Genomic DNA, 14,370 nt, shown 5'->3' with positions numbered 1-14,370 from the left:
GATATGCAAAAAATGTGAATGTTTCAGTCTTCGTCGGCTATCGAGGCACGATAATCTTCGGCGCTGAGCAATGAGCCGGTATCAGCCTCTTCATCCAGTTTCAATTCAAAGATCCAGCCGTCATCAAATGGCGAATCATTGATCAGTTCAGGGGTGTCTTCCAGGGCATCATTGATCGCAGTAACGGTGCCTACCAGGGGACAGTAAATGTCTGATGCAGTTTTCACTGATTCTACGACACCACATTCGTCTTCCTGAGCATATGACTCATCCAATTCTGGCAATTCAACAAACACGATGTCACCCAGTTGTGATTGGGCGAACTCGGTGATGCCAACGCGGTAAACGCCGTTGCCCAGGTCTTCCAGCCACTCATGACTGGCGGTGTATTTTAAATTATCAGGTACGTAACTCATCGGTTTATTCCTCAATCAATGATTTGCCATTTCTGACAAATGGTAGTTTCACGACGCGACAAGGCAAGGTTTTGTTACGGATCTGAACCTGTAAGGTTGCAGGGTCCATGCCTTTGTCCACAACTGCCATGGCAATGGCTTTTTCAGTGGACGGTGAGTAACCGCCACTGGTGATGATGCCTTGATGACCGGCACCATCGATCAGTGTCTGATTGTGACGCAACACGCCGCGTCCTTCCAGCACCAATCCAATTAATTTTTTGTTGATGCCTTGTTCACGCAGTTGAGCCAGCGCGTCAGCACCATTGAAAGTGGGGTTTTCTTTGCGTAATGTCCAGCCCAACCCACATTCCAGCGGGGTGATGTTTTCATCCATGTCCTGTCCATACAAGTGCATACCAGCTTCCAGTCGCAGGGTGTCTCTGGCACCCAGGCCACAGGGTTGAACGCCGGCAGCAATCAGTTGGTCCCATAAGGCTTCTGCCTGTTCTGCAGGCAGCATGATTTCCACCCCGTCTTCTCCGGTATATCCGGTTCTGCCAATGAACAGTTCTTCATTCCAGGTGGCATAAAAGCGGGGGGTGTTGCTGAGGTCCAGTTCAATCAGAGGCTGCAGGGTCTCAAGGGCTTTCGGTCCTTGTACCGCGATCATGGCGGTATCGGCTTGCTCAGTCAGGTCGACGTCGTAAGAATCAGTTTGTGCCGTCATCCATGCCAGGTCTTTTTCCCGTGTAGCGGCGTTCACCACCACCCGGTAATCAGTTTCCGAGACTTTGTAGGTGATCAGGTCATCAATGACCCCACCGGACTCATTCAGCATGGTGCTGTATAACGCCTGGCCAGTCTTCAGTTTGGTGATGTCGTTGGCCAGCAGTTGATACAAATATGTCAGGGCTTCCGGACCGGACACATCCACCACCGTCATGTGTGACACATCAAACATCCCAACGGCTTGTCTGACCGCATGGTGTTCTTCAATCTGGGAGCCATAATTAATGGGCATTTCCCAGCCGCCAAAATCGACCATTTTTGCACCGGCTTTGCGGTGCGCGGCATTGAGTACGGTTTGCTTCATACGATCAAATTTTATTTGCAAAAAAATCTGCTGAACTATACTCTAAAGAACTCACTCACTTCAACCAAAGTTTTAGGAAACTGATACCTTATGACCAGAATATATACCCGCAGCGGAGACCAGGGCGAAAGCGGCCTGGTGAACGGCCAGCGATTGACCAAAGCTGACCTGTTGTTCGATGTCCTTGGTGACGTTGATGAATTAAATGCCCAATTGGGTATGATCCGGGCCCTCAGTGCCGACTCCAAAGTCGATCAACAATTGTCCAGAATTCAGCATCAATTATTCGATCTGGGTGCACAAGTGGCACAATACAAAGAGAACAACATGAAAGCAGCAGACATCAAACAATTGGAAGACTGGATCGATGACTGGCAGGATCAACTGACACCTCTGAAACAATTCATCCTTCCCGCGGGTAATCAGGCCGGTAGTTCGGCCCACTTATCTCGCAGCATCTGTCGCCGGGCTGAGCGCAAGGCCTGGCAGGCCGCAGCTGGTCATGACATTGAAGCAGAGGTCATGCAATACCTCAATCGATTGTCCGATTATCTGTTTGTGTTGGCGCGGGTTCTCAATGGTGGTCAGGAAGTGTTTTGGCAAAGTGAGTAACCTCGCAGTTTCACGGCAATGATCAGGTGCTGGATGATTTAAGATTTGGATGGGCTCTGGTGATATTGCCACTCCAGCCAACCAAACCACCCCACCAGGATGGCGATCAATCCGGCCGCGGTCATGCCATTGACTGTGGTCACCCAGACCTGCAAAAGTAACAGAACAACGGTGAACAGAACCCAACTGAAATCAGCCACAGCGACCATCAACACCCAGCCTTTGTTGATGTGCGGCTTTTTCGCCAACCACAACAGCAGTAAACCGAACAGATTCAACACCACACCCAGTATGGCCATTACCAGTTCAGGCATGGGATGGCTGCTGCTGAGAAACTGACTGACCTGCGCCGGCAGGAAGACGAATAAGGCGCCGAACAACAAACAGTTCAGGGCATTGAGTTGTAAAATGGTGCGGATGTTGTTCATTTGAATTACATTCGTTGGATGTCTCTCATGTTAGGCGCACCGAACCTGCTTTGTCAAAACCATCTGCCGATCAAGAGCAGTATTTCAGCTCGACTCCAGGGCTCAATTAATTGGATCAGATCCTGCTTAACAAGCCTGATAACAACTTGAACGGGTTGTTGGACCGGGCTTTGCTGGATTGTTGCTGCTTGGGTCGGGTGCTGTCACTGACGTCCAGTAAACTCATTAGATGGGCGGCATTGAGGAATGAGTTGATCAGGTGCTCATCGTAACCACTGAGTTTTTTAAGTTGTTGTGGGGTCATGGGCTGGCCACTCAATAAGTCTGCCAGCACGATGTATTCACGGAGCGGTTGTCCGTGACTGAAATCAGGCCAATGCACAAGCTTGATTATTTGCCCTTTCAATGGTTCACGCAATGGCAGGTAAGAAATGGTCTGCCAAATGGTGTCAATGATGGATGTCATGATCTGCTCCACAAGTTAATTAAAACACCACCACACACACCATCATATTGAACCATTGATTGTGAAATGAGCGTGATTTAATATGCGCCTATATGAACATATTGCTCGTATTCATTTCAAAGTGACTGCAGGAACTGTTCGGCGTTGTTCAGGTGATTGCGTTGTTTGTCTTCATCCATCCGGTCCCAGGTCCTCAACAACATACCCAGCCTGGGGTTCGAGGCAAAAAAATCACGTTGATGATGCATGAATCGCCAAAACAGACCATCCCAGGTTGCTTGCCAGTCACCTCTTTTGAAATCGCTCATTTTCAGCAGATAGTTGCTGCTGCTGATGTAGGGCTTGGTGGCCATCAAACCACCATCAGCAAACTGGCTCATGCCATAAACATTGGGTACCATGACCCAATCATACGCATCAATGAATAGTTCCATGAACCATTGATACACCTGGTCAGGATCAAACTCACACAACAACATGAAATTTCCCAGTACCATCAATCGTTCAATGTGGTGACAATAGCCGGTGTCGAGTACTTTCCGGATGGTTTGATCCAGCGGTGCTATGCCAGTTTCACCGGTATAAAAAGAGTCGGGTATTGATCGTTTGAATGCCCAGAAGTTTCTGGTGCGCTGTTGTCTTCCGACATGTAGATACAAGCCCCTGATGAATTCCCGCCAACCGATGATCTGCCTGATAAACCCTTCCAGTGAATTGATGGGTATGTCATGTGTCCGGGCATGATGCATGGCCTGTGTAATGACTTCGTCGGGGGTCAGTAATCCGGTGTTCAGCATCGGTGTGAGCACACTGTGGTTAAGCACCAGTTGTTCACTGACCATGGCATCCTCGTAATCGCCAAATTCAGCGAATCGTTCACTAAAAAATTCAGTCAGCCATTGGCTGGCCTGTTCATGAGTGACCGGATACCGCAGGACAGGACCTTCCTCAGCAGGATCGCTCAGTTGACCCAAGTGGCTGGAAAAATGGGCCCTGACATAATCAGCAGCCTCTTTGTGATGGTCAAGGGTATCAGCCTGGGGGCAGACCGGAGGGGTTTTATTTTTGGGATATTTCTTGCGGTTATCTTCATCATAGCTCCACTTACCCCCAGTTGGTTTACCGTCATCATCCAACAGAATCTGTAATTGTTTGCGTTGTCGTTGATAAAAATTTTGATGGAAAAAAGATTGCTTCCCCTCAAAATAGCCCAACAGGGCATCGGTGTCTGTCAAGAAGGCGTCACTGGGAAACCATTTCAATTGTAGGTTATGTGATTTGCAAGAGCGGTCGATCTGGCGATGAAGCCAATCATCCACGACATCCACACAGGCGATTGATTGGTAGCCTTTACCAGCCAGCTCCTCCAGTAACACAGCCACTTCGGAGTTGCGATCAATGGCATTCACATAAGTCAGCGTATTGACCCGGTCTTTGATGAGGTCTGCATAAGCCTTCATGCTGGCCCGGTGAAAAGCCAGTTTTTGTTGGTGAAAAGCGAATTGTGTAAAAAACAGGTCCACTTCAATCAGGTAGACATTGCACTGATGAATGGCGGGGTGGTTGTCGAACAGTTGATGGGGAAAAATCAGGGTTGCGGTTTTCATTGGATTTTCACTGTGGTTTTATTATTGTGGCGGTTTTGACTGATGTGTGTATATGACTTCCAATACCCTGCCCAGCGCTGCTGCTGAAGTTTCCAGAATCATTGAAATGGCCTGGGAGGATCGCACTCCATTCGAAGCCATTCAAGTTCAATATGGTTTAAATGAGCAGGACGTTATCTGTCTGATGCGCAGCCATTTATCCCGGGGGTCATTCAAAGCCTGGCGACAGCGGGTATCTGGCCGTTCCACCAAGCATCAGGAACTCAGGCCAGAGGGTGTCATGCGTGCTTATTGTCCCACGCAATACAAACACAAATGACATGTTAAAAAGTAATGGGTGAACAACAGGTGAAACCGAAAAAATACAGCAGGGGCTTGTTTTTATTCACTGATGATTTGCGGGTGGATGACCACCATTTGTTGTCACTCGCCACCGCCGAATGTCAGGCTCTGGCCTGTGTTTATGTGTTGCAGCCCTGGCAGTTCGACCCCATGTGGACCCTGCAATCAGGCATGGGCAGGGAACGTTTCAGATTTTTAATGGAAACATTGCAGGATTTGTCCCGGCAACTGAAGACGCGGGGTCTGCGCTTGGACATCAGGATCGGCCACACCACACAGCTGATTTCAAAGTTGGTAAACGCTCATGATTTCAAGGCCGTTTACCGCAGCATGACTGCTGGCAATTATGAACAAAAACAATGGCAGCACCTGCGGCACAAGTTGCCTGATACTTCGTTGATCAGCGGTCACACCCGAAGTTTATTTCACTTGGACCAGTTGCCCTTTGAGCTGAGCGGTTTGTCACCTTCATTCACGCCTTTTCGCAAACGCATCGAAGCCGCTGATTTACAACCCTCACCAGCACCACCCCTGGTGGCAGTGAATCGCCTTGAGTTGAGCAGCAAAGATCATACAGAAGAACGGTTGATGAGCTGGCTGGCATTGGTTGACAGTGGGCAAGCAGACAATGGATTCATCGGTGGCACCGTGGCTGGTGAACAACACCTGGCGCGTTATTTTTCCAGCGCGGCTCCGAGCAATTACAAGACCGTTCGTAATGCCCTGGATGGTTGGGCCAATTCAACCAAGTTCTCTCCTTGGTTGGCTTTGGGCAGTCTTTCACCAGGCCAGATACATGAGCGCCTCAAACAGTATGAAATGCAGCATGGGGCCAATGAATCTACCTACTGGATTTACTTTGAGTTGTTGTGGCGGGAATACTTTTATTGGTCCGGCTACCTTCATGGCGCCCGTTTGTTTTGGCCGGGTGGTGTCAAAGGCAAACCCCAGGTTTCATTGGTTGATGGTTTGACTCTTGAGCGCTTTCAGGCATGGTGCCAGGGACAGACTGGCAACCCATTGATTGATGCCTGTATGGGACAATTGAATCAAACGGGTTACATGAGTAACCGGGGCCGTCAACTGGTGGCCAGTGAGTTGATTAATGAACGGCAGGTTGACTGGCGCTGGGGAGCGGCTTATTTCGAGCAGCACCTCATCGATTATGATGTGGGTTCCAATTGGGGAAACTGGCAGTACATCGCAGGGGTTGGGGCCGATCCCAGGGGAGGCCGGCATTTCAATATTCTGAAACAACAGGAGCAACATGACCCACAAGGCTTGTTTGCTGAGGCTTGGGCTGATTCAGAAAAGGCCAGGTGTATTTCCTGGCAGGATTTACGATCAGTTGACTGACCTTTTGCGCCGACAGCGCTCACTGCAGTAGATGACCTGGTCCCAACAATTGCGCCACTTTTTGCGCCAAACAAATGGCAAGCCACAAACCGGGCAGGTTTTGTGGGGTAAGTTGGGTTTTTTATGTGCCATGCCATCGGTTGGTTATTGCAGTGCTGTAATGGCCTTGCCAGACGCTGCTGTGCGATTGCTGACTTCCAGTTTGCGGTAAATTTGTTCCAAATGCTTATTGACGGTGCGTTCGCTGATGTGCAGGATTTGAGAGATTTCCCAATCCGTTTTACCTTGTGCTACCCAATATAAAACATCAGATTCACGTCGGGTGATCTTCAGTTTGTTTTTCAGGGTTTGTTTGGCCAGCTTGAGGCTTTGCGATTTAAACTTTATCAAGTGTGAGTCATCAGGCTGTCGGGACAGGTATGTGATGATCAGGCTGTTGTCATCCTGTTGGCATTCAAAAAAATCGGTGGTCTCTGCGATCAACAGCCATTCAAGCAGTTCAGTGCGCTGCTGATGGCTGATTTCAGCCAGGTAGTTTCTGGCTTTCTCGGTGGTCCATTTCAGCTGTCCTTTTGAATCCAGGGCCGCCAGGTGTTGGCCGGTTGAGTCCAAAGCTGCTTTGGTGTGACTGGCCATCCGGGCATTGCTGAGGTGAACTTTGATGCGGGCCAATAACTCGGTGTGGTTCAGTGGTTTGACCAGGTAATCCACTGCACCTGAACTGAGCCCCTGAACCACGTGTTCTGTTTCGCTCAGGCCAGTCATAAAAATAACCGGTACTTCCTCATTCAGATGGCGGATGGCCTGACAAGTAGCAAAGCCATCCATTTCCGGCATGATGGCATCGAGCAGAATCAGATCCGGTTGGGTTTTGTGAATCACCGAAAGGGCTTGGAGACCGCTTTGGGCGATCAAGACGGTATATCCGGCATCACTGAGTGCCTGGTTAAGTAGTCCCAGGCTGTCGGTGTTGTCATCGACCACCAGGATGGTGGCATTGAGGTCAGCGGTCATGATCAATCAAGCGGGCAAATTGGGTTAAATTCAGCCGGTTCAAAGGTGATTTGAGCCGGTCGGCTTCTTGTTGACTGATCTTACCATCATTGACCAATTCATTCACACAGGCTTTGATGCCATTGATGTGGCCAATGTCCAACAATTCGAGCAGTTTTTCCCGGTCTTTGTATTTGAGGACGATGGGGCTTTGGTCCTGATTCATTTGGCTGTCCGGTTGACGGTTTTGTGACCAGTCCAGATGAAGCAGACGATTCAATTGATTAAGCAATGCATTGATCTGCAGAGGTTTGGCCAGGTAAGCCTGATGGTTTCCTGGATGGGCCGGACTGTTGTCTCTGGGATTGGCGGACAACATAATGATGGGAAAATCATGTCCCTGATCCCTGACCCATTGAGCCAGTTGCCAGCCGTCCATCCCCGGCATTGAAACATCAAGCAAGGCCAAATCAATGGTTTGCTGCTTAATCAGTGTCCTGGCTTGATCGGCACTGCCTGCCTCAAGCAGCTGAAATCCCAACGGTGCCAGTAATTGGCGAACCAGTTCGCGGTGTGTTTCAATGTCATCTACCAGTAAGATTGAATGAGGCTGGCTGACCACCGATGGATGCAGTTCCTGCTGCTCTGTCTGTTTAACCATGTCTTGTGCAGACAACATGATTTTCAGGGTAAAAGTGGTGCCCTTTTGCCAATTGCTGGTTACGCTCAATTCACCACCCAGCAATTCAGCAAGCAATTGGGTGATGGTCAGACCCAGGCCCGTACCGGGTACCTGGTTGTCGGCTGACTCAATGCGCTCAAAAGGTTGAAAGATTCGTTGCAGGTCAGCCGGTTTGATGCCAATTCCGGTGTCCTGGATGATGAATGTGGCCACCTGATTGCGGTAGCTGACAGTCAGTGATACCTGACCTGCGGGGGTGAATTTAATGGCATTGGACAGCAGGTTGGTAAGGATTTGCTGCAATCTTTTACTGTCGGTTTTGATGTATTGTGGCAGTTGTTCTGGCAGGTCACTGACAAAAGCCAGGTTTTTTTGCTGAGCCTGGTGGCTGAACATGTCAATCAAATGATCGAGGAGGGGTCTGAATTCTGTGATGTCAGACTGCACCCTGAGTTTGCCTGATTCAATGGCTGAAAATTCCAGTATACCTTCGATCAGATGGGTCAGGTGCTGACAATTTTGTCTGATCAGCTGGAAGTTGCGGTGGTTATCATCAGTCACCGGGGTTTGCCGTTCCAGAATCTGGGCATAACCCATGATGACATTCAATGGCGTGCGCAACTCGTGTGAAATGCCAGATAGATAGCGGTTTTTTGCCTGATTGGCTGCTTCGGCCCTGGCTTGGCGTGACTGGCTTTCGCTGAGGTGTTTTTGTTGCGCGTCCAGGCGTTGACGCAAACGCGTCAGTTGCCGATTCCGTTGATAAAGCAAGATGAACAGAATCAGTACAATCAGCCATGAAATGATCAGGATATAGGGTTCTGCAGCCATGAGGGCATCATAGCATTTATGGTAAGCATCATGGAGATGAAGATCAGGTTAAAAACATTGGCTTTTGTTTTTGTAAATTTGTTTGTCGTGGGGTTTGAGCTTTGGTTGGCTGTGCTATAATTTGTGATCAAAATACACTCGTTAGGAGAGAATCAATGAAGAAAACGCTGTTAGGATTGGCGTTGTCATGTGTTGCTGGCGCTGCGCTGGCGAATGATCATGATGACCGCTGGATGTTGTCTACCAACCTCATTTTTAATGCCCTTGATAACAATAAGAATCTGGAATCAGATTTTGGACTGGGTTTGGGTTTGGGTAAGTTCCTCAATGAAAACTGGACCCTGGATTTTGAAATTGATCATGTCAATGTATCACAGGAAGGCGGTGGTGGTTCTGTTGACCAGATCGGCCTGGGTCTGATGACCCGTTATCATTTCAGTCCTGATTCCAGTCTGCGGCCATTCCTTGGTTTGGGGGCCGGCTACCTTGATCACAATGGCAGCAACAATGCCCAGGCAGTGGATTCATCTGATTTTATGCTTAACCTCAGTGCCGGATTGAGAAAAGAAGTCACTGACCGGGTCAGCTTTCTGACCGAAGTGAAATACCGTCTGGATACCGATGATTACACCGGTACTGCCAGCAGTTATGACGATTATCTGTTCAGCATGGGTATGAGCATTGCACTGGGAGCCGCTCAGGCAGCACCGGCAGCAGCTCCTATCGTTGAACCTGCTCCGCAACTTGACTCTGATGGTGATGGTGTCAGTGATCAGTCTGATCGTTGTCCCAATACCCCCGCTGGTATGGCTGTAGATATGTATGGTTGTCACCAGGTAGATGGTGATGATGACAATGATGGGGTGAAAAACTCGATGGATCGTTGTCCTGATTCTCGTCCGGGAGCAGTGGTTGATGCCGATGGTTGTGAGGTTCAGGTGGTGATTGAATTGCAGGGCGTTTATTTTGACCTGGACAAAGCCACATTGAAGCCTGAGTCAATCAGTATTCTGGATGCTGCGGTGAAAACCATGGGCGAACATGGTACTTTGGTGGTTGAAGTCGCCGGGCACACCGATTCATCTGCTTCTGAAAGCTACAATCAGGCATTGTCAGAAAGACGTGCTAAAGTGGTTTATAACTACCTGGTTGAAAAAGGTGTTTCGGCTGACCGCATGACCTGGAAAGGTTATGGCGAGTTGAGCCCGATAGCCACCAATGACACCGCTGAAGGACGGGCAAAAAATCGCCGGACTGAGCTGGTTATTCAAGACTGATCAAGTCCAATTGAAATGTCGAAAAAAGCCCGGCTCAGCCGGGTTTTTTTGTGCGCCAAATCCGGGGGTTTTCGGGTATGAATTCCCAGACAGTTATCTGCTCACCGAATTGCAGAACCAACCGGCCTGAAGATTGACTGTCCAGCCAGGAGATGTTGCTTTGTTGATAACGTTCTCTGACCGTTTCAGCCGGATGATTGAAGGCGTTATAAAGGCCTGCAGAGTTGATTGCCAGACTGGGGTTGACTGCATCCAGAAAAGCTTTTGAGGATGATGTTTTACTGCCATGATGTGGTACCAGCATGACGTCGCTTCGGATCAGTGCTGGCGACCATTGGCTGAGTCTGTATTCAACCGGTTCCTCAATGTCACCCGTGAGTAATAAACTGTGCTTTGCATTGCTCACCCTGAGGACACATGAACTGTTATTCCCCAGATATGGGTACAGGTTTTCCGGGCTGAGCACTTCAAACTTCACACCATCCCAATCCCAGTTGGCGCCCTTTACACATGGTGTATGCCGGAGATGGCTGCCCATCACGTCAGACACTGTGATGTGGCTGATCAAATGGCTTGCTGAACCGGCATGATCGTTGTCCTGATGTGACAGGACCAGCCGGTCCAGGTGTGTGATCTGTTGTTTCCTGAGAAATGGAATGAGCACTGCATCGGCCATATTGAAACCACTGTCATGACTCGCGCCAACGTCGTAAAGCATGCGATGTTGCCTGGTTTCCAGCAGTACTGATAAGCCTTGTCCGACATCAAATTGGGTGACCCGAAACGATGCAACAGGCAGGTCGTCCCGTGCGGTTGGCAAGAGTGCCAGGAACAACAATAACCATCCCCAATACCGTTGGGGCATCACCTGTGGAAGCAACAATAAAAGAGATCCCAGAATCAATAACAGGTACTGACTGGGTTGGCCGATGGTCCAATCCATATGAATCCAACTCCATTGATTAACAGACCCCAGCAGACCAATAATGTGGTCGCTGGTGGTCTCTGTCAGCCAGCATAACCACTCAGGAACGGCCTGTGTCACGCTGGCCATGATGAGCATCATCAAAATCAATGGGATCAACACAAAGCCCATGACCGGTACCACGATCAGATTGATCAATGGCGCCAATAGCTTCACATTCCCAAAAATGACCACACTTAAAGGCAACATGCCCACCAGAAGCACCCATTGCATGCTGACCAGTTGATGCCATTTGGATCGCTTCACTGGTCGTCCACGAAAAGCGAGGACCAGCACAGCCACCGCACCAAACGACAACCAGAATCCGGCATCCAGGACATTCAATGGATCGATCAGCAATACCGCCATCAGGCTGCTGCATAAAACATCCCAGACAAAGCCGGGGCGTCTGCGCCATCGATACCACCCCCAGATGGCCAGCATGATCAATGCCCTCTGGGTGGAAATAGACAAACCTGCCAGGCTGGCATAAACCCCCGCTGCGATCAATCCCAGGCAGACTTGCAGCGTGGGTTTGCTGATGAATGTGACTGGTTTCAAAAGAAACAATCCGCTGGCAAGGAACCAGCCTATCATGGCCACCATACCAATGTGTAATCCGGAAATGGCAATCAGATGAGCCGTCCCTGTGTTGAGGTATTTTTTCCGGTCTTCTGCGCTAAAGTATGATTGATCACCGATCGATAACGCATGTAATAAGGCATTGACTTCAGGATCGTTAAAGTGTTGTTTGATGACCGTTGACAGCTGCATGCGCCATTGATTGATATAGGCCATGGGAGTGTGGCTGCGGTCTTCGGTGGCCTGTACTGACTGAATGGTTCCCAGGGCATGGATGCGGTTTCTGAATAACCACTTTTGGCGGTCAAAACCAGTACCGTTGGCCAGCCCGTGTGGCGGTTTAAGGCGCACTTCAAGGTGGTAGATCAGCCCCGGGATGAAGACCGGCATGGGTTCGTTGTGTTGTTGATAATAACTCAACAGGTATCGGTGTTTGGTCTGAATATCTGAGGCGGTAAACGTGATTTTCTGGCTACTCACTCTGGGTAAATCGGTGAGTTCAACGCGAAAGCTGGTTTGCACAGGTTCCGTCAATTGTTGGGATAGCTGCAGCTGACTTTGCAGCATTGCCCAACTCAGACCGGCCAGGAAGAAAAACAGCGATGAAAAAACCCCATGCCTGGTAACGCGCAAGCGACATAATAACAGCGCGGTTATGCTGCAGAAAATGCCCCATTTGCTGACCCCGGGCAACCACAAAATCTGGCTGCAACCAGCCAGAAACAGCAGTGCATTGGCAGGGGTTAATCGAGACTGAATGGTGACAACACTCCTTGTTGTAACTGATATGTTTGTTGCATTTTAGCCGCCACTTTGAGGTCATGAGTGACCAGCACCAAAGCGGTGTTGAATTGTTGTTTGAGTTCGATGAATAAATCCATCACCGCACCAGCGGTGTTTTCATCCAGATTGCCGGTGGGTTCATCTGCCAGAATGCAGTCGGGCTGGGTCACCATGGCTCTGGCAATGGCAGCCCGCTGTCGTTCGCCACCAGACAATTGTGCAGGGCGGTGGGTCAGCCGCTCTGCCAGGCCTACCTGTTCAAGAATTTCAGTGGCTTTGTGGCGGGCCGCTGCTCTGGCTGTTTTGCCAATCAGCAAAGGCATCATGACGTTTTCCAGTGCGCTGAATTCAGGAAGCAGGTGGTGAAACTGATAAACAAAGCCGAGGTGTTTGTTTCGCAGGTGTCCACGTTTTTTGGCATTGAGATTTGAAAGCATGTGTCCCATCAGCTCAATGTGCCCTGAAGAGGGGGTATCCAGTCCGCCAAGCAGGTGTAACAGGGTGCTTTTTCCAGACCCCGACGCGCCCATTATGGCCACTGTGTCACCGGCCTGAACCGCAAAATCGAGTTGTTCAAAAATCTGGATTTTTCGTTGACCATCGATGAAGTGTTTACTCAATTGTTGACAACGCAACACGTTTTGATTACTCATACCTCAGGGCCTCCGCTGGCTCGACCCTTGATGCCCGCCAGGCAGGATACAAGGTGGCGATGATAGACAGTCCAAAGGCAATACCAACGATGGTAATCACATCGCCTGATCGAATGTCGGCTGATATTTCGGTGATGTAGTAAACGTCTTTGGACAAAAATTCAGTGTTAAACCACCCCTCCAGGGTTTGTATGATGCTGTTGATATTAACCGCAGTGATCAAACCGGCTATGGTGCCTATGGCGGTTCCTATCAGACCTATCAGAGTGCCGGAAACCATAAATATACCCATGATCTGACTGCCCGACAGGCCCAGTGTCCTAAGGATGGCCACATCAGCTTGTTTCTCAGTGACCAGCATCACCAGTGTGGAGAGGATGTTGAACGCTGCCACCGCCACAATCATAGAAAGGATGATGAACATCACCATGCGTTCAGTGCGGGTGGCTTTGAAAAAATTGACATGTTCCTGAGTCCAGTCTCTGATGCGGTAAAACCCATCCAGTTCAGGCGCCAATTCCCTGACTATCAATGGAGCCCGCATCAAATCATCGACTTTCAGCCGCACACCTTCAGCTGCTGCCTGAGGTAAACGCATCAGTCTGCGGGCGTCCTCGAGGTGAATCAAAGCCAGTTTGAAGTCATACTCATACATCCCCACTTCGAAAATACCAGAGACGGTAAATCGTTTCAGCCGGGGAGTTATTCCCACCGCAGTGGTGCGGAATTCAGGCACATACAATGTCACTGTATCACCCGGACCCACACCCAGGTGTGCTGCCAGATCAATACCCAGTATGATGTTGAATTCACCGGCCTGTAAATCTTCCATGGCGCCATATCGGAGGTTGTCCTGGAACTCAGTGACCTGCTGCTCAAGATCAGGCAATATTCCCTGAATCAGGGCCCCTTCTGTGCGGTAACCCTGCAACATGCCTTCGGTTTGAATATACGGTGCTGCACCAATTACATCCGGTTGTCCCCTGACAATGTCAATGGCTTGTTGCCAATCGGTCAGGTGTTCTCCGCTGAATGCAGATATGGTGGCATGTGAAACCGTACTGAGCATCCGTTGTTGGAACTCCTTGTTGAATCCATTCATCACAGAAATGACCACTATCACCGTCATCACACCCAGGGCAATGCCGCCCATGGAGATCAAAGAGATGAAAGATATGAAGTGATTCTTGCGTTTGGCTTTGGTGTATCTGAGGCCAATAAATAAAGGTAAGTTCATAGGTTATTCCATTGGATCGCTGTCATTGTGGCTTAATCAGACCATCGAAACAATGGTTAAATTCTG

General features: G+C 49.4%; 15 protein-coding genes. 4 read left to right on the top strand and 11 right to left on the bottom strand.

Annotation, left to right across the window (positions count from 1 at the left end; all coding sequences use genetic code 11):
- Positions 1-23: 23 nt before the first annotated feature.
- Together gcvH and gcvT are read right to left on the bottom strand one after the other, a co-directional pair.
- Positions 24-416, bottom strand: coding sequence for a glycine cleavage system protein GcvH (gene gcvH / locus B0475_RS13410; RefSeq protein ID WP_077412389.1), 393 nt, complete (start codon positions 414-416; stop codon positions 24-26).
- Positions 417-420: 4 nt separating this feature from the next.
- Positions 421-1,491: a glycine cleavage system aminomethyltransferase GcvT gene (gene gcvT / locus B0475_RS13405; protein WP_077412388.1), complete on the bottom strand. Its 1,071-nt coding sequence runs from the start codon at positions 1,489-1,491 to the stop codon at positions 421-423.
- 90 nt (positions 1,492-1,581) lie between these two features.
- Between gcvT and B0475_RS13400 the strand changes: the two genes are divergently transcribed.
- Positions 1,582-2,103: a cob(I)yrinic acid a,c-diamide adenosyltransferase gene (locus B0475_RS13400; RefSeq protein ID WP_077412387.1), complete on the top strand. Its 522-nt coding sequence runs from the start codon at positions 1,582-1,584 to the stop codon at positions 2,101-2,103.
- Positions 2,104-2,141: 38 nt separating this feature from the next.
- Here B0475_RS13400 and B0475_RS13395 read toward each other — a convergent pair whose 3' ends face one another.
- From B0475_RS13395 to B0475_RS13385, 3 genes are all read right to left on the bottom strand, one after another.
- Positions 2,142-2,531 carry a hypothetical protein gene (locus B0475_RS13395; RefSeq protein ID WP_077412386.1) on the bottom strand — a complete coding sequence of 130 codons (390 nt, stop codon included), beginning with the start codon at positions 2,529-2,531 and terminating at the stop codon, positions 2,142-2,144.
- A 115-nt stretch (positions 2,532-2,646) separates the two neighbouring features.
- Positions 2,647-2,997 (bottom strand): hypothetical protein, encoded by a 351-nt coding sequence (locus tag B0475_RS13390; protein ID WP_077412385.1) that lies wholly within the window; start codon positions 2,995-2,997, stop codon positions 2,647-2,649.
- A 116-nt stretch (positions 2,998-3,113) separates the two neighbouring features.
- A complete protein-coding gene (locus B0475_RS13385) occupies positions 3,114-4,604 on the bottom strand; it encodes a cryptochrome/photolyase family protein (RefSeq protein WP_077412384.1) in 1,491 nt (496 codons plus the stop codon).
- Positions 4,605-4,656: 52 nt separating this feature from the next.
- Between B0475_RS13385 and B0475_RS13380 the strand changes: the two genes are divergently transcribed.
- Entirely contained in the window at positions 4,657-4,923 is a 267-nt protein-coding gene (locus B0475_RS13380; protein WP_077412383.1) for a TIGR03643 family protein, read from the top strand.
- A 29-nt stretch (positions 4,924-4,952) separates the two neighbouring features.
- Complete coding sequence (locus B0475_RS13375) at positions 4,953-6,302, top strand: DASH family cryptochrome (RefSeq protein ID WP_198538291.1); 1,350 nt, start codon at positions 4,953-4,955, stop codon at positions 6,300-6,302.
- Here the strand turns inward: B0475_RS13375 and B0475_RS13370 are convergent.
- Genes B0475_RS13370 through B0475_RS13360 form a run of 3 tightly spaced genes read right to left on the bottom strand, consistent with a single transcriptional unit; the run spans position 6,291 to position 8,808 of the window.
- Positions 6,291-6,434, bottom strand: a complete 144-nt coding sequence (locus B0475_RS13370; RefSeq protein ID WP_077412381.1) for a DUF2256 domain-containing protein — start codon at positions 6,432-6,434, stop codon at positions 6,291-6,293. The two genes, B0475_RS13375 and B0475_RS13370, sit on opposite strands and share 12 nt — an antisense overlap.
- A 12-nt stretch (positions 6,435-6,446) precedes the next feature.
- Entirely contained in the window at positions 6,447-7,316 is an 870-nt protein-coding gene (locus B0475_RS13365; protein ID WP_077412380.1) for a response regulator transcription factor, read from the bottom strand.
- A complete protein-coding gene (locus B0475_RS13360; protein ID WP_077412379.1) occupies positions 7,306-8,808 on the bottom strand; it encodes an ATP-binding response regulator in 1,503 nt (500 codons plus the stop codon). Before B0475_RS13360 ends, B0475_RS13365 begins: the two co-directional genes overlap by 11 nt.
- A 155-nt stretch (positions 8,809-8,963) precedes the next feature.
- On the opposite strand from B0475_RS13360, the gene B0475_RS13355 reads away from it, so the two are divergent.
- Positions 8,964-10,085 (top strand): OmpA family protein, encoded by a 1,122-nt coding sequence (locus B0475_RS13355; RefSeq protein ID WP_077412378.1) that lies wholly within the window; start codon positions 8,964-8,966, stop codon positions 10,083-10,085.
- Positions 10,086-10,119: 34 nt separating this feature from the next.
- Here B0475_RS13355 and B0475_RS13350 read toward each other — a convergent pair whose 3' ends face one another.
- Genes B0475_RS13350 through B0475_RS13340 form a run of 3 tightly spaced genes read right to left on the bottom strand, consistent with a single transcriptional unit; the run spans position 10,120 to position 14,304 of the window.
- Entirely contained in the window at positions 10,120-12,324 is a 2,205-nt protein-coding gene (locus tag B0475_RS13350) for a DNA internalization-related competence protein ComEC/Rec2 (protein ID WP_269799126.1), read from the bottom strand.
- Positions 12,325-12,374: 50 nt separating this feature from the next.
- Positions 12,375-13,067: a lipoprotein-releasing ABC transporter ATP-binding protein LolD gene (gene lolD / locus B0475_RS13345; protein ID WP_077412376.1), complete on the bottom strand. Its 693-nt coding sequence runs from the start codon at positions 13,065-13,067 to the stop codon at positions 12,375-12,377.
- Complete coding sequence (locus B0475_RS13340) at positions 13,060-14,304, bottom strand: lipoprotein-releasing ABC transporter permease subunit (RefSeq protein WP_077412375.1); 1,245 nt, start codon at positions 14,302-14,304, stop codon at positions 13,060-13,062. Before B0475_RS13340 ends, lolD begins: the two co-directional genes overlap by 8 nt.
- Positions 14,305-14,370: the final 66 nt, after the last annotated feature.

Origin of the sequence: Marinicella sediminis (assembly GCF_002000055.1) — a bacterium.
Taxonomy (GTDB): Bacteria; Pseudomonadota; Gammaproteobacteria; order Xanthomonadales; family Marinicellaceae; genus Marinicella; species Marinicella sediminis.
This window is presented reverse-complemented; position numbering and strand designations above follow the sequence as displayed.